Raw genomic sequence first — 22278 nt, 5'->3', positions numbered from 1 at the left:
GTTGGCGTACGTCCCATAAGAGGGGTGCTACCTCTCGATTGAGCGCTCAGATGACAGGCTCCGTATTCATGTGCCAAATGGCGTGTCGGCCAGTCGGGAGGCGGATCGCACAGACTCCCGGCAGTCTGGAATGAGTCGAAAAAACGCACGTGCTCACGGGGGTAGGCTCGGCAGCGGCCGGCGGGCAGAAGCACGCCGGCGGCCGGGTGGGCGCGCATGCCCCGAGACCGGCGACCGACATGTGGAGAGGAGCCCTGACCCAGGGTGAGCACCAAGCCGACCACCACAGACCTTGAGTGGACCGACCTGGACCAGCGGGCCGTGGACACCGCCCGTGTCCTGGCCGCCGACGCCGTACAGAAGGTCGGCAACGGCCATCCCGGTACGGCGATGAGCCTGGCGCCGGCCGCCTACACCCTCTTCCAGAAGGTGATGCGGCACGACCCGGCCGACCCGGAGTGGGTGGGGCGCGACCGCTTCGTGCTGTCCGCCGGCCACTCGTCCCTGACCCTCTACACCCAGCTCTACCTGGCCGGCTTCGGCCTGGAGCTGGCGGACCTGGAGTCCTTCCGCACCTGGGGCTCGAAGACCCCGGGCCACCCGGAGTACGGGCACACCAAGGGCGTCGAGACCACCACCGGCCCGCTCGGCCAGGGTGTCGCCAACGCGGTGGGCATGGCGATGGCCGCCCGCTACGAGCGCGGCCTGTTCGACCCGGACGCGCCGCAGGGCGAGTCCCCCTTCGACCACTTCGTCTACTGCATCGCCGGTGACGGCTGCCTCCAGGAGGGCATCTCCGCCGAGGCCTCCTCGCTCGCGGGCCACCAGAAGCTCGGCAACCTGATCCTGCTGTGGGACGACAACCACATCTCGATCGAGGGCGACACCGAGACGGCCGTGTCCGAGGACACCGTCAAGCGCTACGAGGCCTACGGCTGGCATGTGCAGCGCGTCGAGGCCCAGGACAACGGCGACCTGGACCCGGCCGCCATCTACGACGCCGTCCAGAAGGCCAAGGCGGTCACGGACCGGCCGTCCTTCATCGCGATGCGCTCGATCATCGCCTGGCCGGCCCCGAGCGCCCAGAACACCGAGGCCGCGCACGGCTCGGCGCTGGGCGAGGACGAGGTCGCGGCCACCAAGCGCGTCCTCGGCTTCGACCCCGAGCAGCACTTCGCCGTCGAGGACGAGGTCATCACCCACACCCGCAAGGCCCTGGAGCGCGGCGCGCAGGCGAAGGCCGAGTGGGAGAAGTCCCTGCAGCTGTGGCGGGACGACAACCCGGAGCGGGCCGCCGAGTTCGACCGGATCAGCAAGGGCGAGCTGCCCACCGGCTGGGAGGAGAAGATCCCGGTCTTCGAGCCGGGCAAGGGCGTCGCCACGCGTGCCGCCTCCGGCAAGGTGCTGCAGGCGCTCGGCGCGGTGGTCCCCGAGCTGTGGGGCGGCTCCGCCGACCTCGCCGGCTCGAACAACACGACCATCGACAAGGAGAGCTCCTTCCTGCCCGAGGGCAACCCGCTGCCCGAGGCCAACCCGTACGGCCGTACGATCCACTTCGGCATCCGCGAGCACTCCATGGGTGCCGAGATGAACGGCATCACGCTGCACGGCAACACCCGTGTGTACGGCGGCACGTTCCTCGTCTTCTCCGACTACATGCGCAACGCGGTGCGCCTGTCGGCCCTGATGCACCTGCCGGTGACGTACGTGTGGACGCACGACTCCATCGGTCTCGGCGAGGACGGCCCCACCCACCAGCCGGTCGAGCACCTGGCCTCGCTGCGCGCGATCCCCGGTCTGAACGTCGTCCGCCCGGCGGACGCCAACGAGACGGCGATCGCCTGGCGCGAGATCCTGGGCCGCTACACCAAGGAGTTCGGCAAGGGCGCACCGCACGGCCTCGCGCTCACCCGCCAGGGCGTGCCGACGTACGAGCCCAACGAGGACGCGGCGCGCGGCGGTTACGTGCTGTTCGAGGCCGAGGGCGGCGAGCCGCAGGTGATCCTGATCGCCACCGGTTCCGAGGTGCACGTGGCCGTCGAGGCGCGTGAGCAGCTGCAGGCCGAGGGCGTTGCCACGCGTGTCGTGTCGATGCCGTCCGTCGAGTGGTTCGAGGAGCAGGACCAGGCGTACAAGGACTCCGTGCTCCCGCCGTCCGTCAGGGCCCGCGTGGCCGTGGAGGCGGGCATCGGGCTGACCTGGTACCGCTACGTCGGGGACGCCGGCCGCATCGTTTCCCTGGAGCACTTCGGTGCTTCCGCCGACGGCAAGGTGCTCTTCCGCGAGTTCGGCTTCACTGCCGAGAATGTGGCCGACAAGGCCCGGGAATCCCTCGCCGCCGCCCAGCGCTGACGCTCATATACGACACGTAGGAGATGTAATTCCATGACAGACGCACTCAAGCGCCTCTCCGAAGAAGGCGTCGCGATCTGGCTGGACGACCTGTCGCGCAAGCGGATCACGTCCGGCAACCTCGCCGAGCTGATCGACCAGCAGCACGTCGTGGGCGTCACCACCAACCCGACGATCTTCCAGAAGGCGATCAGCGGCGGCGACGGCTACCAGCAGCAGGTCACGGACCTCGCCGCCCGCAAGGTCACCGTCGAAGAGGCCATCCGCATGATCACCACGGCGGACGTCCGCGACGCCGCCGACATCCTGCGCCCCGTCTTCGACGCCACCGGCGGCCAGGACGGCCGGGTCTCCATCGAGGTCGACCCGCGCCTCGCGCACAACACGGCGGCCACCGTCGCCGAGGCCAAGCAGCTGGCCTGGCTGGTCGACCGGCCCAACACCCTGATCAAGATCCCGGCCACCAAGGCGGGGCTGCCGGCGATCACCGAGGTCATCGGCCTCGGCATCAGCGTCAACGTCACGCTGATCTTCTCCCTGGAGCGCTACCGCGAGGTCATGGCCGCCTACCTGGCCGGCCTGGAGAAGGCGAAGGAGCGCGGCCTGGACCTGTCGCTCATCCGCTCCGTGGCGTCCTTCTTCGTGTCCCGCGTGGACACCGAGATCGACAAGCGCCTGAACGACCTCGGCACCGACGAGGCCAAGGCGCTGCGCGGCAAGGCCGCCGTCGCCAACGCGCGCCTCGCCTACCAGGCGTACGAGGAGGTGTTCGCCTCGGACCGCTGGAGCGCCCTGGAGAACGCGGGCGCCAACAGGCAGCGTCCGCTGTGGGCGTCGACCGGTGTGAAGGACCCGGCGTACCCGGACACGCTGTACGTCACCGAGCTGGTCGCGCCGAACACGGTCAACACCATGCCGGAGGCCACGCTGGAGGCCACCGACGACCACGGCGAGGTCACCGGCAACACCATCGCCGGCACCTACGAGCAGGCCCGCGCCGAGATCGACGCGATCGAGGAGCTCGGCATCTCGTACGACGACGTGGTGCAGGTGCTGGAGGACGAGGGCGTCGAGAAGTTCGAGGCGTCCTGGAACGACCTGCTGAAGTCCACCCAGGCGGAGCTCGAGCGCCTCGCTCCTTCGGAGGGCTGACTTGTCCCCCCTTACCGGTTCCGGAGCGAACCCGCTTCGTGACCCGGCCGACCGACGGCTCCCGCGTATCGCGGGGCCGTCGGGTCTGGTCATCTTCGGTGTCACGGGCGACCTGTCCCGCAAGAAGCTGATGCCCGCGGTGTACGACCTCGCCAACCGGGGTCTGCTGCCGCCGGGCTTCTCGCTGGTGGGCTTCGCCCGCCGCGAGTGGGAGAACGAGGACTTCGCCGCCGAGGTCCACGACGCCGTCAAGGCGCACGCCCGTACGCCGTTCCGGGAGGAGGTCTGGCAGCAGCTCATCCAGGGGATGCGCTTCGTCCAGGGCACCTTCGACGACGACGATGCCTTCGAGCGGCTGCGCGCCACCATCGAGGAGCTGGACAAGGCACAGGGCACGGGCGGCAACTTCGCCTTCTACCTGTCGGTGCCGCCGCGCTCCTTCCCGGTGGTCATCCAGCAGCTGAAGAAGCACGGGCTGGCCGACCAGAGCGGCGGTTCCTGGCGGCGCGCGGTCATCGAGAAGCCGTTCGGCCACGACCTGACGTCGGCCGAGGAGCTGAACAAGGTCGTGCACGAGGTGTTCGAGCCGGAGCAGGTGTTCCGGATCGACCACTACCTCGGCAAGGAGACCGTCCAGAACATCCTGGCGCTGCGCTTCGCCAACACCATGTTCGAGCCGATCTGGAACCGGTCCTTCGTGGACCACGTGCAGATCACCATGGCCGAGGACATCGGCATCGGCGGCCGCGCCGGCTACTACGACGGCATCGGCGCCGCCCGTGACGTCATCCAGAACCACCTGCTCCAGCTCATGGCCCTCACGGCCATGGAGGAGCCCGCCTCCTTCGGCGCGGACGCGCTGGCCGCGGAGAAGGAGAAGGTGCTCGGCGCCGTACGGCTGCCGAAGGACCTGGGCCGCAGCACCGTGCGCGGTCAGTACGCGGGCGGCTGGCAGGGCGGCGAGAAGGTCATCGGCTACCTCGAAGAGGACGGCATCGACGCCAAGTCGAAGACCGACACCTACGCCGCGATCAAGCTGGAGATCGACAACCGCCGCTGGGCGGGTGTCCCCTTCTATCTGCGCACCGGCAAGCGCCTCGGCCGGCGCGTGACGGAGATCGCCGTCGTCTTCCAGCGGGCCCCGCACTCCCCGTTCGACCACACGGCGACGGAGGAGCTGGGCCAGAACGCGATCGTCATCCGCGTCCAGCCGGACGAGGGCATCACGGTCCGCTTCGGCTCCAAGGTGCCGGGCACCTCGATGGAGATCCGGGACGTCTCCATGGACTTCGCCTACGGCGAGTCCTTCACGGAGTCCAGCCCGGAGGCGTACGAGCGCCTGATCCTGGACGTGCTGCTCGGTGACGCCAACCTCTTCCCGCGCACCGAGGAGGTCGAGCTGTCCTGGAAGATCCTCGACCCGATCGAGGCGTACTGGGACAAGCACGGCAAGCCCGCACAGTACAAGTCGGGCACCTGGGGCCCCGTCGAGGCGGACGAGATGCTCGCACGAGACGGACGGAGCTGGCGCCGGCCATGAAGATAGACCTGACCGACACCACCGCCGGCGACATCAACAAGGCGCTCGTGCAGGGTCGCCGTGCCATCGGCACCCCCGCCGTCGGCATGGTGCTCACCCTCGTCATCGTCACCGACGAGGAGAACGCCTACGACGCGTTGAAGGCTGCCAACGACGCGTCGCGCGAGCACCCCTCGCGCACGCTGGTGGTCATCAAGCGGGTCTCCCGCTCCCCGCGCGACCGTACGACGTCCCGGCTGGACGCCGAGGTGCGGGTGGGCGCGGACGCGGGCACCGGCGAGACGGTCGTCCTGCGGCTGTACGGCGAGGTCGCGGACCACGCCGACTCGGTCGTGCTGCCGCTGCTGCTGCCGGACGCGCCGGTGGTCGTGTGGTGGCCGGTGAACGCCCCGCTGGACCCGGCGAAGGACCCGCTGGGCGCGCTCGCCCAGCGCCGGGTCACCGACACCTACGCCGCCGAGCAGCCGGTGCGGGAGCTGTCCGCCCGCGCCGACGCCTACACGCCCGGCGACACCGACCTGTCCTGGACCCGGATCACGCCGTGGCGTTCGATGCTCGCGGCGGCCCTGGACCAGGTCACCTGCTCGGTGCGGGGCGTCGAGGTGGAGGGCGAGGAGTTCAACCCGAGCTGTGAGCTGCTCGCGATGTGGCTCGCGGACCGGCTGGACGTCCCCGTCCGGCGCTCGCTGTCGTCCGGCCCCGGGCTGACGGCCGTCCGCATGGAGACCACCTGCGGCCCGATCACTCTGGACCGCCCCGACGGCTCGCTGGCCACGCTGTCCATCGAGGGCCAGCCGGCCCGCGCGGTGGCGCTGAAGCGGCGGGAGACCGCCGAGCTGATCGCGGAGGAGCTGCGTCGGCTCGACCCGGACGACACCTACGCGTCGGCGCTGCGCTACGGCGTGGAGCGGCTGAACCCGGCCCCGGAGCAGGAGTCGGCCGCTGCCGAGGAAGCGGCGGCGGCGCCCGCGAAGAAGGCGGCTGCCAGGACCGCGAAGAAGGCACCGGCGAGGAAGGCGGCGGCGAAGTGAGCACTCCGCAGCTGGTCGTCCACCGCGACAAGGACCTGATGGCGCAGGCCGCCGCGGCCCGTCTGATCACGAAGATCGTGGACGCGCAGGCCTCCCGCGGCCATGCGTCCGTGGTCCTCACCGGTGGCCGCAACGGCAACGGCCTGCTGGCCGCGCTGGCGGCGGCACCGGCCCGGGACGCCATCGACTGGGCCCGTCTCGACCTGTGGTGGGGCGACGAGCGCTACCTGCCGGAGGGCGATCCCGAGCGCAATGTCACGCAGGCCCGTGCGGCCTTGCTGGACTCCGTACCGCTGAACCCGGAGCGCGTGCACGCCATGCCCGCCTCCGACGGCCCGTACGGCAAGGACGTCGACGCGGCCGCCGAGGCGTACGCGGCGGAGCTGGCGAAGGCGGCCGGGCCGGAGAACCACGGCGCGGTGCCCACCTTCGACGTGCTCATGCTGGGCGTCGGCCCGGACACCCATGTGGCCTCGCTCTTCCCGGAGCTGCCGGCCGTACGGGAGACCGAGCGCACGGTGGTCGGCGTGCACGGCGCGCCCAAGCCGCCGCCGACCCGGATCTCCCTCACCCTTCCGGCGATCCGCTCGGCGCGCGAGGTGTGGCTGCTCGCGGCGGGCGAGGACAAGGCGGAGGCCGCGGCCATCGCCCTGTCGGGCGCGGGCGAGATCCAGGCACCGGCGGCGGGGGCGTACGGCCGCTCCCGCACCCTGTGGCTCCTGGATTCGGCGGCGGCTTCGCAGCTGCCGCGCTCGCTGTATCCGCCGGCGTCGCCGTGACGCTCTTTCACGGATAGGGACGGCGGGGACTTCGGTCCCCGCCGTCCCTCATTTCACCGACCCCGCCATCACGCCCTGCACGAAGTGCCGCTGGAACGCGAAGAACACCACGACCGGCACGATCAGGGACAGGAACGCGCCCGGCGCCAGCACGTCGATGTTGCTGCCGAACTGCCGGATCTGGGACTGGAGTTCCACGGTGAGCGGCTGGGAGGAGCTGTCCGCGAAGAGCAGCGCGACGAGCATGTCGTTCCAGACCCACAGGAACTGGAAGATCGCGAGCGAGGCGATCGCGGGCCGTCCCACCGGCAGGACCAGCCGGGTGAAGATGCGCCACTCGCTGCCGCCGTCCATCCGGGCCGCCTCCAGCATCTCCTTCGGCATCTCGGCGAAGTAGTTGCGCAGCAGGAAGACGGCGAACGGCAGGCCGTAGGCCACATGGAAAAGGACGACACCGGGGATCGTGCCGAACAGGCCCAGCGCGCCGAAGAGTTTGGCCACCGGCAGCAGACCGATCTGCACCGGCACCACCAACAGGGCCACCACCAGCAGGAAGAGCGGCTCCCGGAGCGGGAAGTCCAGCCAGGCGAAGGCGTATCCGGCGAGGGCGGCGATGACCACGACGAGTGTCGTCGCCGGTACCGAGATCAGGACCGTGTTCCAGAAGGCCTGGGTCATGCCGGAGTTCTTCAGCAGCGCCGTGTAGTTGTCGAAGGACAGCCGGCCGGGACCGGCCAGGGCCGTCCACCAGCCGCCCTTCGCGGTGTCCTGGGCCGAGCGGAGGGAGGAGAGGAACAGGCCCGCCAGCGGGGTCAGCCAGACCAGGCCGATCACCACCAGGAAGGCCTGCACCAGGCCGTTGCCCAGGCCCCGCCTGATCGCGTTCATCGCTGACTCCTCATCGTTGGCTCTGTCGGAAGCGGCGGACGTTGAACACCATCGCGGGGATCACCAGGAGCAGGAGCAGCACGCCGAGGGCGCTGCCGAGGCCCTGGTTGTTGCCGCCGCCGAAGGAGACCAGCCACATCTGGGTGGCGAGCACCGTGGCGTCCTCCTGCACCGGTCCGGGCGCGATGATGTAGACGAGGTCGAAGACCTTCATCACATTGATCACGAGGGTCACGAAGACCACGGTGAGCACGGGTGCGAGCAGCGGCACGGTGATCTTGCGGAAGATCTGCCACTCGTTCGCGCCGTCCATCCGCGCGGCCTCCAGCGCGTCCCGGGGCAGCGCGGACAGGCCCGCGCCGATCAGGACCATCGCGAAGCCCGTCCAGATCCACAGGTACGCGCCGATGATCGCCGGGGTGACGAGCGTCGGTCCGAGCCAGGAGACGCCCTGGTAGGGCGGGGCGAAGTTGGACTCCGGGAGTTTCACCGTGTACGAGCCCGCGCGCAGCCCGGGGAAGGTGAAGGAGCCGTCGGCGGCGGTCGTCGTGCTCGCGACCGTGCCGCCGTCCCGCACCGCCTCGACCCGCATGCCGGGCAGCCCGCTCTCCTTCGGGTCGACCTTGCCCTGTCTGCCGCCCCCGCCGGGGCTGAAGTCCAGGTAGACGACACCGCGCAGCTCGCCGGGCGCGGCTTTGCGGCCGGCCGCGGGGTACGCGGGCGAGGCGTTCCCCGGCAGGTCCTTGGGCAGCACGCCGACCATCGGGAGCGTCACCATACCGCCGGCGGAGGCGGTCGTACGGTACGAGCCGTCCCGGTCCCGGGTCAGCAGACCCTCGCGGCCGCGGGCCGTCGGATACGTCGACGTGCCCTTGAAGGCGTCGTGGACGGAGACCACGGCCGCGTTCAGCACACCCTTGTTCGGGTCCTGGTCGTAGGCGAGCCGGAAGATGATGCCGGCGGCGAGGAAGGACACGGCCATCGGCATGAAGAGCAGGAGCTTGAACGCGGTGGCCCAGCGGACCTTCTCCACCAGGACGGCCAGGATCAGGCCGAGGCCGGTGAGCAGGGCCGGGGCCACGACCACCCAGATCGTGGTGTTGCGGATGGCCTTCAGGGTCGCCGGGTCGCGGAACATCTCGGCGTAGTTGCCGCCGCCGACGAACCGGCTGCCGGAGGCGTCGAAGAAGCTGCGGCCGACGGAGAACAGCACCGGGTAGACGACGAGCGCGCCGAGCAGGAGCAGCGCGGGGAGGACGAAGAGCAGGGCGATCAGCCGGGCGCGCCGCCGGCTGCGGCGCCCGCGCGCCGTGCCGGCGGCCCGCGGGCCCGCCTGCTGTTTCTCAGGAGCGGTGACGGTCATGGTGTCGCCGCTCAGCCCTGGTAGGCCTTGGCCGCGGCGGACTCCAGCTGTGCCGCGGTGCCCTTCGGGTCCGAGGGGTCGCGCAGGAAGTCCTGCAGGAGCTTCCACTCCCCCGCGCCCTTGGTGCCGCCGAAGGCCGCCGGGGCCTGGTCGGACATGTCGAAGCGGACCGAATCCCCGGCGCCGACCAGGGACTTGGCGGTGGCGCGGGTGACGTCGTCGGCGTACGAGGCGAGGTCGAGCTTCTTGTTCGGGGACAGGAAGCCGCCCGCCTTGGCCCAGACGGCCGCGGCCTCGGGGGTGGCCAGGTACTCCAGGAGCTGCATGCCGGCCTTGGCGTTCTTGCCGGCCTTGAGGACGACCGCCGCGTCGCCACCGCTGACCACGGGTGCCGTGCCGCCGTCGACCGCCGGGAACGGGAAGAAGTTCGCGTCCTTGCCGATGCTCTTCCCGAACTGGTCGTGCGCGACGCCGGCCACGAAGTCGCCCTCGTAGACCATGCCGGCCTCGGGCTTGGGTCCGAACACCTTCTCCACCGAGCTCGGGAAGTCGGTGTTCAGGGCCTCCTTCTGGCCGCCCGCGATCAGCTGCTTGTCCTTGAACAGCTTGCCGAGGGTGGTGAGCGCCCTGACGACGCTCGGGTCGGTCCACTTCAGCTTGTGGGCGGCGAGGGCGTCGTACTTTGCGGGTCCGGCCTGGGAGAGGTAGACGTTCTCGAACCAGTCGGTGAGGGTCCAGCCGTCCTCACCGGCGACGGCGAAGGCGGCGAGCCCGGAGTCGGAGACGGTGTGCCCGGCCTTCAGCATCTCGTCGTACGTCTTCGGCGGCTTGACCCCGGCCTGGGTGAGGGCGTCGGGGCTGTACCAGACGGTCGACTTGTGGGCGGCTTTGAAGTACAGGCCGTACAGGGTGCCGTCGACGCTGCCGTACGTCTTCCACACGGGCGCGTAGTCGGCGGTGATCGTCTGCTGGGCGGCCGGCGAGAGCGGCTTGAGCCAGCCCTTCTTCGCGAACTGGTCGAGGACGCCGACCTGCGGGACCATCACGACGTCGGGGGCGTTGCCGCCCTCGATCTTGCTGCCGACGACGGTGGAGACGTTGTCGCCGGTGGAGACGAACTGGGTCTTGGCGCCGGTCTTCGCGGTGAAGGCGTCCAGCACCTTCTGGAAGTTCTTCTGCTCGCTGCCGGACCAGACGCCGGCCACGGTGACGGTCTGGCCGCTGAGCGCCTTGTCTCCGCCGCCCGCGGAGACCGGTCCGCCGCCGCAGGCGGTGGCGCCGAGGGCGAGGGCGAGGGCGGTACAGCTCGTGAGCAAAGTGGTGCGTCGTCGCATCATCGTTGACGGGCCTTTCGGTTGAGCGGAGTTGACGGGGATCAGAGGTCGGTCAGCCACCAGGCCGCCGTGGCGGCGGGCAGGACCCCGGCCGGGCAGGGGCCGCTGGAGAGCAGCGGGGTGCCGGAGACCGGTGCGGGCGTGGGGGCCGTACCGAAGTTGACGGCGCAGACCAGGTCGTCGCCGCGGGCGAAGGCGAGGACACCGGGCGGGCTGTCCAGCCAGCGGAGCGTGCCCTCGCCCAACTGGGGCAGTGAGGCGCGCAGTTGGAGGCCGTCGCGGTACAGGTGCCAGAAGGATCGGGTGTCGGCGAGGGCGCGGTCGGTGGCGTACTCGGCGAAGTACTCGGGCTGCGGCAGCCAGGGCTTGGCGGACTCCGCGCCGGAGGTGAAGCCGAACGGGGAGGCCTGCCCGGACCAGGGCAGTGGCACCCGGCAGCCGTCGCGGATGCGGGCACGGCTGCCGGTGCGGCGGAATATCGGGTCGGTGAGCACGTCGTCGGGCAGGTCGACGACCTCGGGCAGACCGAGTTCCTCGCCCTGGTAGATGTACGCGGCTCCGGGCAGCGCCAGCATCAGCAGCGCGGCGGCACGGGCGCGGGCGGCGCCGAGGGGCTGCGTCGGAAGTGGCGTCGTCCGCCCGAAGGGCGGGCCGGGCGGCGCCTGGTGCGTGCTCTCGGCGTGCCGGGCCCCGGTGGCGGGTTCGCCGTAGCGGGTGACGGTGCGGACCTGGTCGTGGTTGTTGAGGACCCAGGTGACGGTCGAGCCCGTGCCGGCGATGTCCTGCATGGCCTCGGAGATGACCTTGCGGAAGGCGTCGGCGTCCCAGGGGGCGCCGAGCAGGTCGAAGAAGAAGGCCTGGTGGAGTTCGTCGGGGCGGACGTATTGGGCGTGTTCGCGGGCGGTGGGGACGGAGACCTCGCCGACGAGGAGCCGTTCGCGGCCGTCGCGTGCGGTGTACTCCTCGCACACGGCGCGCCACCAGCGCCACACCTCGTGCACCTCGGGCTGGTTCCAGGCGAGCGGGTTGACCGAGTCGCGGGTGCGGGCGTCGGCCTCCGGGTCGTCGGAGTCGGGCAGGTCGGGGTGCTTGTACAGCCCGGCCGCCACATCGATGCGGAAGCCGTCGACACCCCGGTCCAGCCAGAAGCGCAGTACGCGGTCGAACTCGGCGGCGACCTCGGGGTCGCGCCAGTTCCAGTCGGGCTGCTCGGGCGTGAACATGTGCAGGTACCACTGGCCGTCGTCGACTCTGGTCCAGGCCGGGCCGCCGAACATGGCGTGCCAGTTGTTGGGCGGCTCGGCGCCGTCCGGGCCGCGGCCGTCGGCGAAGTGGAAGCGGGCGCGGGCCGGGCTGCCGGGCGCGCTGTCCAGAGCCTCGCGGAACCACGGGTGCGCGCTGGAGCAGTGGTTGGGGACGATGTCGAGCAGCACCTTGATGCCGAGCCGCCGGGCGGCCGCCATCAGCAGGTCGAATTCGGCGAGATCGCCGAAGAGCGGGTCGACTCCGCAGTAGTCGGCGACGTCGTAGCCGTGGTCGTGCTGCGGCGAGGGGTAGAACGGGCTCAGCCAGATGCCGTCGACACCGAGCTTCTTCAGATACGGCAGCCCGGCCCGGACGCCTGCCAGATCGCCGACGCCGTCGCCGGTGCTGTCCAGGAAGCTGCGGACGTACACCTGGTAGATCACCGCGTCGCGCCACCAGTGGTGCTTACTCAACATGCATGCATGTTAGGTAGGCGTATCGCGAGAGTGTCAATGAAAAGAACAGTAGCTACTGGTGAGTTGGGGTCTCAAATACGGACTTATTAGGGCACTTCTGCAAGAGATGAGATGTGCGCGTTACCTAACAAGTAACTAGCGGCTGGAGACGGCCGCCAGCTCGCGGGCCAGTCGCCGTACCGCCGCCTCGGGCGTCTCGCGCCCGGTCAGCGCGTCGTGCACGACCGCCTGCACCACCAGGCTGACCTGGTCGTAGTGCGCGCTCTTGGGGCGCGGGGCGGCGGTGAGGACGGCGGCGCGAAGGGTCGGCAGGTACGGGAACTGCCGTACCAGCGCGGGATCTTCGTAGAGCGCGGCGCGCACGGGCGGCAGCGCACCCCGGGTGAGCACCTGGCGCTGGACGGGGGCGCTGGTGAGGTAGGCGATCAGGCGCGCGGCCGAATCGGGGTGCCGGGCATGGGAGTTGACGGCGAGGTTGGAGCCGCCGAGCACACTGGTCCCCGGCCCGTCGGGGCCGGGCAGCGGCACGGCGCCGATCTTCCCCGCGACCCTGGAGCCCTTGGCGGAGGCGACGGCGTAGGCGTAGGGCCAGTTGCGCAGGAAGAGCAGTCCGCCGTCCTGGAAGGCCCGCTTGGACTCCTCTTCCTTGTACGTCAGCGCCGCCTTCGGGATCCAGCCCTCGCGGATGCCGCGGGCGAGGAAGCCGATGCCCTCACGGGCGGCCGCCGAGTCGACGGTGACCCGAGTGCCCTCGTCACCGAGGATCGTGCCGCCCGCCGAGTAGACGGCCTCGGCGGCGTTCACGGTGAGCCCCTCGTAGGGCAGGAACTGGCCCGCGTAGCCCCCGAGTCCGTACTTCGGCGCGATGGTTTTCGCGTCGTGCTCCAGCTCGGCCCAGGTGCGCGGCGGAGGCACGCCCTCCCTGGCGAGGATGTCCTTGCGATACAGGAGAAGTCCGGCATTCGTGACATACGGGACCGCGTACAGCCGTCCCTCATAGGTGGCCGTGTCCACGACCGGCGGCAGGAAGGTGCCAAGGGGGAAACGGTCCCTCGGGAGCGTTCGTATCCAGCCGGCCGCCGCGAACTCCGAGGTCCAGTTGACGTCGATGTTGAGGACGTCGAACCGGCCCCGGTCGCCGCCGCGCAGATCGGTGGTCATCTGCGCGTGGGTCTCGTCGGCCGAGTCCGGCAGCTCGACCAGGGTGACCTTCTCGCCGGGGTGGGTGCGGTTCCAGCCCTGGAGCAGCGGGCCCAGATAGCCGGTGAGGTCGCCGGCGGTGGCCAGGGTGAGCGGGCCGCGCCCCGAGGCGTCGCTCTCGTCGGCCTGCGCACCGGAGGCGACGTACCCGGTCATGAGCACGGCGAGGACGAGGAGGGCCCGGCCGACGGCACGTATCCGGGGTCCCCTACCGGCGGCGCGTTTCCACCGCATAGGTTCCTCCCTGAACACGTACACACGACTTCGGCGTCCTTGCCGGGAGTCAGAGGCCATGTATACCTGTTAGGTATGGGCGATACTAGGGCCTGGAGCACATTGCGCAGACAGGAGGAGAGCACGAGTGCGCCTTGCCCTCCTGGCACTCCTCGCCCGCGGCCCGGCCCACGGCTACGAGCTGAAGCAGGACCTTGAGCTACTGCTGGGCTCCGCGTACCCTCAGCCGAACGTCGGCCAGATCTACGTCACCCTCGGCCGCCTCGAGAAGTCGGGACTGATCGAGGGCGAGGACGTCGAGCAGTCCAGCCGGCCCAACAAGAAGGTCTACCACCTCACCGAAGCCGGGCGGGAGGCGCTGCACGCCTGGTTCGAGGAGACCGAGGACGAGCCGCGGGTGCGGGACGAGTTCTTCATGAAGCTCGCCCTGGCCCCGCAGACCGGTCTCGCCGACCAGATCGCCCTCATCAACAAGCAGCGGCGCCAGTACCTCACCACCATGCGCAATCTGTCGAAGCTGGCCGCGGCCGAGAACCGGGACAACCGCATCGCCCATCTGCTCATCGAGGGCGCGATGCTGCATCTGCAGGCCGACCTCGACTGGCTGGAGCGGTGCCAGGAGGAACTGGAGGAGCTGGAATGAACGACGGCCACCCTCCGGCACCGTCCGCCGAAAAGACCCCGGTGCTCCGGGCCGAGGGCCTGGTGAAGACCCACCACGGCGAGGGCGCGCCCGCGCATGCCGTCCGCGGGGTCGACCTGTCCGTGGCACGGGGCGAGTTCGTGGCGATCACCGGTCCGTCGGGTGCCGGCAAGTCCACACTGCTGCACCTGCTCGGCGGGCTGCAGCGCCCGGACGAAGGCAGCATCTGGCTCGACGGCCGCTGCACGGACTCCTTCAGCGAGGCGCGCTGGGCCGTGGAGCGCCGCAGGGCCATCGGGATCGTGTTCCAGTTCTTCAACCTGGTGTCGAATCTGTCCGTCGCCGACAATGTCGAGCTGCCCGCCCTGCTGGCCGGCGTCCCGCCGAAGCAGGCCCGTGCCGAGCGCGAGGAACTGCTGGCCGAGCTGGGGCTGGCGGGCAAGGAGCGCAGCATGCCGGGCGAGCTGTCCGGCGGCGAGCAGCAGCGGGTCGCGCTCGCCCGGGCCCTGGTCAACCATCCCCCGCTGCTGCTGGCCGACGAGCCCGCCGGGAGCCTGGACAGCAAGGGCACGCGCGAGGTGATGCGGCTGCTGTCCCGCTTCCACGGACGCGGCCAGACCATCGTCCTGGTCACCCACGACGCCCGGCTGGCGAGCGCCGCCGACCGCGTGATCAGCTTCTTCGACGGACGCATAGCCGACGACGCGGCCCTGGACGGCGCTCCCGCGTCCCGGAGGTCGGGGATCTCGGGTGTGCTGGAGCTGAGGGACTGATGGCGGCGGGTCCGCCGGGCAGGGGATCCGGCGTGGCATCCGGCGTGCGGGGCAGCCTGCGCTGGGCACACTCCGATCTGCGGACGCATCGGGGCGAGGCGCTGTTCCTCGTACTGGCCACCGCCGGGATCGTCGCCTCGCTGCTGCTGGCCACCGCCCTGTTCGGATACGCGACCAACCCCTGGCAGCGGGTCTTCACCCAGGCCCGCGGGGCGCATGTGTGGATCCACACCGTGCCGGCCGCCGACCCGCGCGGGCTGGCCCGGCTGGACGGCGTCGCCTCGGTGGCCGGTCCCTACCGCACCGAGTCCGCCGCCGTCGCCGTACGTGGCACCCGCGCCTCCGTGGAACTGCGCGGCACCCCCCGGCTGCCCTCCGTCGACCGGCCGCTGCTCACCGCCGGGCACTGGCTGGACGCGGCCGAACCGGACGGTGTGGTGCTGGAGAGCAGCCTGGCCCGGGCACTGCTCGCCGAGCCCGGGGACACCCTCACGCTGCCCGGTACCGCCCGCACCCTGACCGTGGAAGGCATCGCCGACAGCGCCGAGCCGCACTACAGCCCGGGCGAGCAGCCGGGGCTGGTGTGGGCCCTGCCCGCCGCCGTACGCGCTCCGGGCGGCCAGGTGATCGGGCTGCGGCTGGCCGATCCGGCCGACACGGACTACGCGGTGCAGCGTGCCGTCACGGTGCTGGGCGCCGGCGCGGTCGACGAGGTCTCCACCTGGCAGCAGGCGCGCTCCGCGGCGCAGGGCGACAACCGGCTGCTGGGCCAGGTGCTCGGTCTCTTCGGCCTCGGTGCGCTGATCGCGGCGGGGTTCGCCGTGCACGGGGCGATCGCCACCCGCATCCGGGGACATCTGCGGGACCTCTCGGTGCTGAAGGCGATCGGTTTCACACCGGGCCAGGTCGTGCGGATCTTCCTGCTCCAGCATCTGGCGTACGCGCTGCTCGGCTCGGTGGCCGCCGCGGCGCTCACCGAGGCCCTGGGCAGCCGGGTCCCCGGCCGGCTCGGCGACGCCGTGGGCGTGTGGCAGGGGCTGCCGGGACACACCGTGGCGCTGTTGGCGGTGCCCTTGGGTGCGGTGCTGTTCATCGGCCTGACCACCGGTCTCGCTGCCTGGCGGGCGGGACGGGTGCCGCCGGTTCCGGTGCCGCGCCCGGCCGCACCGGCCGGCGGACGGCTGACCGGCCCGGCCCGGCGGGCGCTCGGACTGCGGCTGCCGGCCCCGCTGGTCCTCGGCGTGCACAAGGCGTGCGCGGGGCGCGGCCGGTCGCTGGCCACCGTGGCCCGGCTGACGCTGCCGCTGCTGCTGATCGTGGTGGCGCTGAGCGCCTGGACCACGATCGACCGCTTCCACAGCCAGCCGGAGCGCATGGGCCTGCCCACGGCCCTCACGGTCCGCTCCGACGGCGCCCTGGACAGCTCCGGCGTACGGACCCTGCTGTCCGGTGAGCACCGGGTCGCCGCCGCCTATCCCGGGGTCGAGGTCGCCGCGCTGGTCCCCGGCCAGACCGGCACCATCGCGCTGCGCGGCGTCGGCACCCGCGCCGAGCCCTACCCCTACGCCCTCGCCGAGGGCCGCGCCGCACGCGGACCGGACGAGGCGGTGGCCGGCCAGGGCCTGCTGGACCTGCTGCACGCCCGGGTCGGCGACTGGGTGCGCATGACGGTGGGCGACCGGCCGCAGATCCTGCACATCGTGGGCCGCAGCATCGAGCCGAAGAACGCCGGCCGGGTCGTGACCACCTCCCTGGACACCCTCCGCGCGAACGACCCCGCACTGACCACCGCCTTCTACGAACTGCGCCTGCGCCCCGGCGCCGACCCGCGGCAGGTGGCCGGCGCACTGGCCCGGGCCGGCCGCGGCCATCTCGAGGTGCACGCGGTGACGAACCCGGCCGACGGTCTGTCCCCGCTGCGCGCGGTCGTCGCCGGGCTGATCGCCGTCCTCGCCCTGATCGGGCTCGTGGAACTGCTCACCGCCATCGGCGGCAGCGTCCGCGAGGGCGAGCGCGACGTGCTGGCGCTGAGGGCGATCGGCATGTCCCCGCGGCAGATCACTGCGATCACCGTCACGGCGACGAGCTGTACGGCCCTGGTCGCGGCGCTCGCCGCCACGGCACTGGGGCTGCCGCTCGCCCACCGGCTGATCGACACCCAGGGCGGTTCCAGCGGCATCGGCGCCGGTATCGCCCAGTCCCCGTCACCGCTGCTGCTCCTCACGGTCGGCCTGGCCGCGGTCCTGGGTGCCGCGCTGCTGTCCGCGCTGCCGGCGGGCCGAGCCGCCCGCAGACGGCTCGCGGACACCCTCAGCGCGGTGGCCTGACCCCCGGGGACACGCCGCCCTGCGGGACTCAACGGCCGTACGGCGAGCGGAGATTGTACGGCCCCTGCGCGGGATGCCGCCCCGGGTGGTCGGTCAGCCGTATGCCGTATCCCCGCTTGAGCCGGGCCATCTCGTACAGCGCGATGGCGGTGACCGTCACCGGGGCGCCGAGGATGAACAGGATGCCGAGTTTCAGCCCGAGGCCGTGCAGGTCGCCGGTGAACAGGTCGGGCAGGGCCATCAGCCAGCTGGTGACCATGGCGAGCAGGGGCGGCAGGCAGCGGTGTACGGCTGCCGTGCCGAAGAAGTTCCCGGTGACTCTGAGGGCGCCGGCGCCGACGAACCAGACCATCCACAGTGTGAACAGCCCCATCGGGATGATCAGCAGGGAGCCGCTCAGGCTGCTGCCGGTCTGCAGCAGCAGGACGGTCGCGACGACCGAGCCCACGAAGGTGAGCAGCAGTCCGAGAGCCCTCAGCAGCGCCGGACGCAGGGTGCGCAGGCTGCCGGTGCGCCGCCAGATCCACAGCATCACCCCGACCGTCAGCGGGGCGATCACCAGCAGCACGCCGGAGGCGATCAGCAGGTTCTGCAGCATCTCGGTGAGGGCAAAGCCGCCCTCGACGAAGGTGTAGACACCGACGGCGGCGACCGTTCCCGCGGCGACCCTGATCCGCTTCAGTCCCTCGACGCCCGGATCGAGCGGCTCGGGTATCCAGGCCGGATGGAACACCGCCCAGGCCGCGTGATGAGCCTTCAGATAGTTCCTGCCGCGCGGCACGCCCGGCGTGCGGTTCCCCCGTGAACCGGCCACTGCACACTCCCCCGAGTTGCGATGTTCATGATCGACGGGGAGTGTACGGGACACCGGGCGGCCTGCGCCGCCCGATGCCCCGCCTCCCCGGCCGGGCCCGCGCCCGGCTCCTGGCTCCCGGCTACCGGCTACCGGCCACCGGCCACCGGCCACCGATGGTCAGCTCCGGCCGCGCAGCTGCCGGTACTTGGCGACCAGTGCCTTGCTCGACGCGTCCAGTCCGGGTACTTCCGCCCCCTCGGTCAGGGCGGGCTCCACGCGCAGGGCGAGGACCTTGCCGAGTTCGACGCCCCACTGGTCGAAGGAGTCGATGTGCCACACCGCGCCCTGCACGAACACCTTGTGTTCGTAGAGGGCGATCAGCTGGCCGAGGACGGACGGGGTGAGTTCCTTCGCGAGGACGGTCGTCGTCGGCCGGTTGCCCTGGAAGGTCTTGTGTGCCACCAGCTCCTCCGGCACGCCCTCCGCGCGGACCTCCTCGGCGGTCTTGCCGAAGGCCAGGGCCTGGGTCTGGGCGAAGAAGTTGGCCATCAACAGGTCGTGCTGTGCCTTCAGTTCATCGCTCATCTCGCCCACCGGCTCGGCGAAGCCGATGAAGTCCGCCGGGATCAGCTTGGTGCCCTGGTGGATCAACTGGTAGTAGGCGTGCTGCCCGTTGGTGCCCGGCGTGCCCCAGACGACCGGTCCGGTCTGCCAGTCGACCTGCCTGCCGTCCCGCGCCACGTACTTGCCGTTGGACTCCATGTCCAGCTGCTGGAGGTAGGCGGTGAACCTCGACAGATAGTGGCTGTACGGCAGGACGGCGTGCGACTGGGCGTCATGGAAGTTGCCGTACCAGATGCCCAACAGGCCCAGAAGCAAAGGCACGTTGGCCTCGGCGGGCGCGGTGCGGAAGTGGTCGTCGACCAGCCGGAAGCCGTCGAGCATCTCCCGGAAACGGTCGGGCCCGATCGCGATCATCAGGGACAGGCCGATCGCGGAGTCGTACGAGTACCGGCCGCCGACCCAGTCCCAGAACTCGAACATGTTCTCCGGGTCGATGCCGAACTCGGCGACCTTCTCGGCGTTGGTCGACAGGGCGACGAAGTGCTTGGCCACCGCGGCCTCGTCACCGAGCGCGGCCAGCAGCCAGGTGCGGGCGGAGGTGGCGTTGGTGATCGTCTCGATCGTCGTGAAGGTCTTGGAGGCGATGATGAACAGCGTCTCGGCCGGGTCCAGGTCGCGGGTGGCCTCGTGCAGGTCGGCGCCGTCCACGTTGGAGACGAAGCGGACCGTGAGGGCGCGGTCGGTGAAGCTGCGCAGCACCTCGTACGCCATCGCCGGGCCCAGGTCGGAGCCGCCGATGCCGACGTTGATCACGTTCTTGATGCGCTTGCCGGTGTGGCCGGTCCAGGCGCCGGAGCGGACGCGGCCCGCGAAGTCGGCCATCTTGTCGAGCACGGCGTGCACCTTCGGCACCACGTTCTCGCCGTCGACCTCGATCACCGCGTCGCGCGGGGCGCGCAGCGCGGTGTGCAGCACCGCGCGGTTCTCGGTGACGTTGATCTTCTCGCCGCGGAACATGGCGTCCCTGAGCGCGAACACGTCCGTGGCGGCGGCGAGCTCGCGCAGCAGCCGCAGCGTCTCGTCGGTGACCAGGTGCTTCGAGTAGTCGATGTACAGATCGCCGACCTGGAGCGTGTACCCCTCACCGCGCCCGGGATCGGCGGCGAACAGTTCCCTCAGATGGGTGTCGGCCAGCTCCTCCCGGTGCTTGGCGAGAGCGGTCCATTCGGGCGTCTGGTTGAGCCTGGTCCGGCCGTCTGCGTTCATTTCCGACTTCCGCCTTCTTTCGTGCCTGTCCCAGCTGTTCCAACCTAATTGATCAACGCGGGCCACAAGCCGTCGTGACGTCGTCCGCGCGGGCAACAACAGGTACGTCCGGCTTGCGGGCGGGTATCAGCGAGGTGACGGCCAGGGCGAAGAGGACGGCTGCGAGCAGGGCGGGTGCGTTGAGGCCGTACAGCCGGGCCGCGGCCCCGCCGAGGATCGCGCCGAGCGGGGCGCCGGAGGTCGAGGCGGTACGGAAGGCGGAGGCGATGCGGCCCGTCATCGACGCGGGGCTGCGTTGCTGCATCAGCGTGACCTGGTTGACGTTCCACACCATGTTCATCGCGCCCAGCACAAGCATGCCGGTGACGAGCGCGGTCAGGTGCCGGACGGATCCGACGAGCAGCAGCGACGCCGTCTGCACGCTGCCGGCGACCAGCAGGGCCCGCACCCGCCCGGTGCGGCGCGCGAGGCGCTGGGCGACGAAGCCGCCGGTGATGCTGCCTGCCGAGAACGCCGTCATCGCGGCCGCGTATCCGGCGTTGCCCACGCCGAGCCAGCGCGTCGCGTGCAGCGCCATGGTGGCGATCAGGGCGCCCATTCCGATGTTGCACAGCAGCGTGGCCAGACAGGCCGCCCGCAGTGTCCGGTCGCCCCACAGAGCGCGCAGACCCGCGCCGATCTCCGTCCTGAGGGTGCTGCCCGCGGGGCGTGGTCCGCGCTCCGGCGGCCGTATCCGCAGGGAGGCGACCAGGGCGGCGGCCACCAGGAACGTGCTCGCGTCGGCCGCGAAGGGCATGGACGAGCCCGCCGTCAGCAGCAGCGGCACGAGCGGAGCGGCGAGCAGGCCGCCGGCGATCTGCTGTCCGGTCATCAGCCGGGCGTTGGCGCCGCCCAGGGCCGCCCGGTCCACCAGCGAGGGCAGCAGGGCCGTGGAGGCGTTGTCGAAGAGTGTCTGGAGCGTGGTCAGCGCGAAGGCGAGGGCGAGCAGCAGCGGGATCGAGGCATGGCCCAGCCCCACGACGAGCGCGAACACGGCCACGAGCAGGCCGCGCACCGTGTCCACGGCCCACATCGCCCGCCGCTGGTCGACCCGGTCGGCAACGGCCCCGCCGAGGAGCCCGAAGAGCAGCCAGGGGACATAGCCGCAGGCCGTCACCGAGGCGACGACCAGTGGTTCGTCGCTGAGCCGTACGGCGAGCAGGGGCAGCGCGGAGTTGCGTAACGCGTCCCCGAACCGGGAGACCACGGCGGCGGTCCACAACCGCCCGAATCCCCCACGCCACGCGGGCACAGACCCGCTCTTCCCCTCGACCGCGGCCACAGTTCCCCCTCACGATGCGCCGGTGCACACACCGTAGAGGTCGCCACTGACAATCGGCCCGGCCCGCGGGCGGATACGGCTCCGGCCAGGCACCCGCAGGCGCCCGGCCGGTGCCAAGTCCTAGATCTCGCCGCGCAGTTTGGCGAGCGCCTCGGCGAGGATCGCCTCGCCGTCCGCGTCGCTGCGCCGCTCCCGTACATACGCGAGATGCGTCTTGTACGGCTCGGTGCGCGGCGGGTCCGGCGGATTGTCCCGGTCCTGTCCGGCGGGGAAGCCGCAGCGCGGGCAGTCCCAGGTGTCGGGGACCTGCGCGTCGCTGGCGAAGCTGGGCTGCGTCTCGTGCCCGTTGGAGCACCAGAAGGAGATGCGCAGCCGGGGTGCGGACTCGCCGCGCTCGGCCTCGCCCATCGGCCCCGCCCCGACCCGGCTTCCTCGGATCGCGTTGCCACTTGCCACGGTGTAACTCCCTGCGTGATGGTGCCGCGAAGCGAGTCGGCGTTTCGCTTCGCCGCGAGCGCCTCAGTCTACGTAAGGCCCAACGCGCGTCCAGTGATTGGAGTTACAACCCCCACACCAAGACGCAAGCCCCATGATAGGCCGCGCTCAGGAGCGCGTACCGAACATGGGGCCTTGCGTACCGAATATGCGTGATATGTGCCGCCGCACGGAATGTCAGCGGTTCGTCTGCATGTCAGCTGTTCGTCTTCATCAGGATGCCGAGGACGATGATGCACGCGAACCACAGCAGCCCGACCACGATGGTGATCCGGTCGAGGTTGCGCTCGGCGACCGAGGAGCCGCCGACGGAGGACTGCATGCCGCCACCGAACATGTCGGAGAGGCCGCCGCCCTTCCCCTTGTGCATCAGCACCAGCAGCATCAGCAGCAGGCTGAAGACGATCAGGGCGATCGAGAACCCCAAAACCACGGCTGGACCAACTTCCTCGGATTCGGATGGACGACGGGGGCACGGCACCTGGGCTGTGCCCCCGCA

Annotated in this window: 18 protein-coding genes; 8 read left to right on the top strand and 10 right to left on the bottom strand. The window is 71.0% G+C overall.

What is annotated here, in order from left to right; translation table 11 throughout:
- The first annotated feature begins 264 nt into the window (after nt 1-264).
- Genes tkt through pgl form a run of 5 tightly spaced genes read left to right on the top strand, consistent with a single transcriptional unit; the run spans nt 265 to nt 6854 of the window.
- The gene (gene tkt, locus AB5L52_RS32940; RefSeq protein ID WP_351570480.1) at nt 265-2352 is read left to right on the top strand and encodes a transketolase; all 2088 of its coding nucleotides are present in this window, start codon (nt 265-267) and stop codon (nt 2350-2352) included.
- A 33-nt stretch (nt 2353-2385) separates the two neighbouring features.
- Nucleotides 2386-3504 (top strand): transaldolase, encoded by a 1119-nt coding sequence (gene tal, locus AB5L52_RS32935; RefSeq protein WP_351017535.1) that lies wholly within the window; start codon nt 2386-2388, stop codon nt 3502-3504.
- Nucleotide 3505: 1 nt separating this feature from the next.
- Nucleotides 3506-5044 carry a glucose-6-phosphate dehydrogenase gene (gene zwf / locus AB5L52_RS32930; RefSeq protein WP_351017538.1) on the top strand — a complete coding sequence of 513 codons (1539 nt, stop codon included), beginning with the start codon at nt 3506-3508 and terminating at the stop codon, nt 5042-5044.
- Nucleotides 5041-6075 carry a glucose-6-phosphate dehydrogenase assembly protein OpcA gene (opcA, locus tag AB5L52_RS32925; protein WP_351017541.1) on the top strand — a complete coding sequence of 345 codons (1035 nt, stop codon included), beginning with the start codon at nt 5041-5043 and terminating at the stop codon, nt 6073-6075. Before zwf ends, opcA begins: the two co-directional genes overlap by 4 nt.
- Nucleotides 6072-6854, top strand: coding sequence for a 6-phosphogluconolactonase (gene pgl, locus AB5L52_RS32920; RefSeq protein WP_351017544.1), 783 nt, complete (start codon nt 6072-6074; stop codon nt 6852-6854). Before opcA ends, pgl begins: the two co-directional genes overlap by 4 nt.
- A 48-nt stretch (nt 6855-6902) precedes the next feature.
- Here pgl and AB5L52_RS32915 read toward each other — a convergent pair whose 3' ends face one another.
- From AB5L52_RS32915 to AB5L52_RS32895, 5 genes are all read right to left on the bottom strand, one after another.
- Complete coding sequence (locus tag AB5L52_RS32915) at nt 6903-7742, bottom strand: carbohydrate ABC transporter permease (protein ID WP_351017546.1); 840 nt, start codon at nt 7740-7742, stop codon at nt 6903-6905.
- Between the two features lie 10 nt (nt 7743-7752).
- The gene (locus AB5L52_RS32910) at nt 7753-9105 is read right to left on the bottom strand and encodes an ABC transporter permease subunit (RefSeq protein WP_351017548.1); all 1353 of its coding nucleotides are present in this window, start codon (nt 9103-9105) and stop codon (nt 7753-7755) included.
- A gap of 11 nt (nt 9106-9116) precedes the next feature.
- Entirely contained in the window at nt 9117-10442 is a 1326-nt protein-coding gene (locus AB5L52_RS32905) for an ABC transporter substrate-binding protein (protein ID WP_351570501.1), read from the bottom strand.
- Between the two features lie 38 nt (nt 10443-10480).
- Nucleotides 10481-12160, bottom strand: a complete 1680-nt coding sequence (locus tag AB5L52_RS32900; RefSeq protein ID WP_351017554.1) for a glycoside hydrolase family 13 protein — start codon at nt 12158-12160, stop codon at nt 10481-10483.
- 135 nt (nt 12161-12295) lie between these two features.
- The gene (locus AB5L52_RS32895) at nt 12296-13594 is read right to left on the bottom strand and encodes an ABC transporter substrate-binding protein (protein ID WP_351570507.1); all 1299 of its coding nucleotides are present in this window, start codon (nt 13592-13594) and stop codon (nt 12296-12298) included.
- A 127-nt stretch (nt 13595-13721) separates the two neighbouring features.
- On the opposite strand from AB5L52_RS32895, the gene AB5L52_RS32890 reads away from it, so the two are divergent.
- From AB5L52_RS32890 to AB5L52_RS32880, 3 genes are read left to right on the top strand one after another with little or no spacing between them, the layout of a single operon-like run.
- Complete coding sequence (locus tag AB5L52_RS32890) at nt 13722-14237, top strand: PadR family transcriptional regulator (protein WP_369367433.1); 516 nt, start codon at nt 13722-13724, stop codon at nt 14235-14237.
- Nucleotides 14234-15010: an ABC transporter ATP-binding protein gene (locus AB5L52_RS32885; RefSeq protein WP_369367432.1), complete on the top strand. Its 777-nt coding sequence runs from the start codon at nt 14234-14236 to the stop codon at nt 15008-15010. Before AB5L52_RS32890 ends, AB5L52_RS32885 begins: the two co-directional genes overlap by 4 nt.
- A gap of 44 nt (nt 15011-15054) precedes the next feature.
- A complete protein-coding gene (locus AB5L52_RS32880) occupies nt 15055-17337 on the top strand; it encodes an FtsX-like permease family protein (RefSeq protein ID WP_369369012.1) in 2283 nt (760 codons plus the stop codon).
- Between the two features lie 28 nt (nt 17338-17365).
- Here AB5L52_RS32880 and AB5L52_RS32875 read toward each other — a convergent pair whose 3' ends face one another.
- From AB5L52_RS32875 to secG, 5 genes are all read right to left on the bottom strand, one after another.
- A complete protein-coding gene (locus tag AB5L52_RS32875; protein ID WP_369367431.1) occupies nt 17366-18151 on the bottom strand; it encodes a hypothetical protein in 786 nt (261 codons plus the stop codon).
- Between the two features lie 159 nt (nt 18152-18310).
- Nucleotides 18311-19963 carry a glucose-6-phosphate isomerase gene (gene pgi, locus AB5L52_RS32870; RefSeq protein WP_369367430.1) on the bottom strand — a complete coding sequence of 551 codons (1653 nt, stop codon included), beginning with the start codon at nt 19961-19963 and terminating at the stop codon, nt 18311-18313.
- A gap of 52 nt (nt 19964-20015) precedes the next feature.
- Nucleotides 20016-21254 (bottom strand): MFS transporter, encoded by a 1239-nt coding sequence (locus AB5L52_RS32865; protein ID WP_369367429.1) that lies wholly within the window; start codon nt 21252-21254, stop codon nt 20016-20018.
- Between the two features lie 150 nt (nt 21255-21404).
- On the bottom strand, nt 21405-21740 hold the full coding sequence (locus AB5L52_RS32860) for an RNA polymerase-binding protein RbpA (RefSeq protein WP_003957010.1): 336 nt from the start codon (nt 21738-21740) through the stop codon (nt 21405-21407).
- 235 nt (nt 21741-21975) lie between these two features.
- Nucleotides 21976-22206: a preprotein translocase subunit SecG gene (secG, locus tag AB5L52_RS32855; RefSeq protein WP_023551598.1), complete on the bottom strand. Its 231-nt coding sequence runs from the start codon at nt 22204-22206 to the stop codon at nt 21976-21978.
- Nucleotides 22207-22278 lie beyond the last annotated feature (72 nt).

Source organism: Streptomyces sp. CG4 (assembly GCF_041080655.1).
Lineage (GTDB): Bacteria > Actinomycetota > Actinomycetes > Streptomycetales > Streptomycetaceae > Streptomyces.
Note: the sequence above shows the minus strand (reverse complement) of the source record. Positions and strands in the feature narration are given on the sequence as shown.

What these genes read in the sequence shown, in the direction of transcription:
- AB5L52_RS32915 (WP_351017546.1), bottom strand. Translation starts at nt 7,742, where the DNA reads ATGAACGCGATCAGGCGGGGCCTGGGCAACGGCCTGGTGCAGGCCTTC.
- AB5L52_RS32885 (WP_369367432.1), top strand. Translation starts at nt 14,234, where the DNA reads ATGAACGACGGCCACCCTCCGGCACCGTCCGCCGAAAAGACCCCGGTG.
- AB5L52_RS32910 (WP_351017548.1), bottom strand. Translation starts at nt 9,105, where the DNA reads ATGACCGTCACCGCTCCTGAGAAACAGCAGGCGGGCCCGCGGGCCGCC.
- tal (WP_351017535.1), top strand. Translation starts at nt 2,386, where the DNA reads ATGACAGACGCACTCAAGCGCCTCTCCGAAGAAGGCGTCGCGATCTGG.
- opcA (WP_351017541.1), top strand. Translation starts at nt 5,041, where the DNA reads ATGAAGATAGACCTGACCGACACCACCGCCGGCGACATCAACAAGGCG.
- AB5L52_RS32895 (WP_351570507.1), bottom strand. Translation starts at nt 13,594, where the DNA reads ATGCGGTGGAAACGCGCCGCCGGTAGGGGACCCCGGATACGTGCCGTC.
- pgi (WP_369367430.1), bottom strand. Translation starts at nt 19,963, where the DNA reads ATGAACGCAGACGGCCGGACCAGGCTCAACCAGACGCCCGAATGGACC.
- AB5L52_RS32905 (WP_351570501.1), bottom strand. Translation starts at nt 10,442, where the DNA reads ATGATGCGACGACGCACCACTTTGCTCACGAGCTGTACCGCCCTCGCC.
- AB5L52_RS32900 (WP_351017554.1), bottom strand. Translation starts at nt 12,160, where the DNA reads ATGTTGAGTAAGCACCACTGGTGGCGCGACGCGGTGATCTACCAGGTG.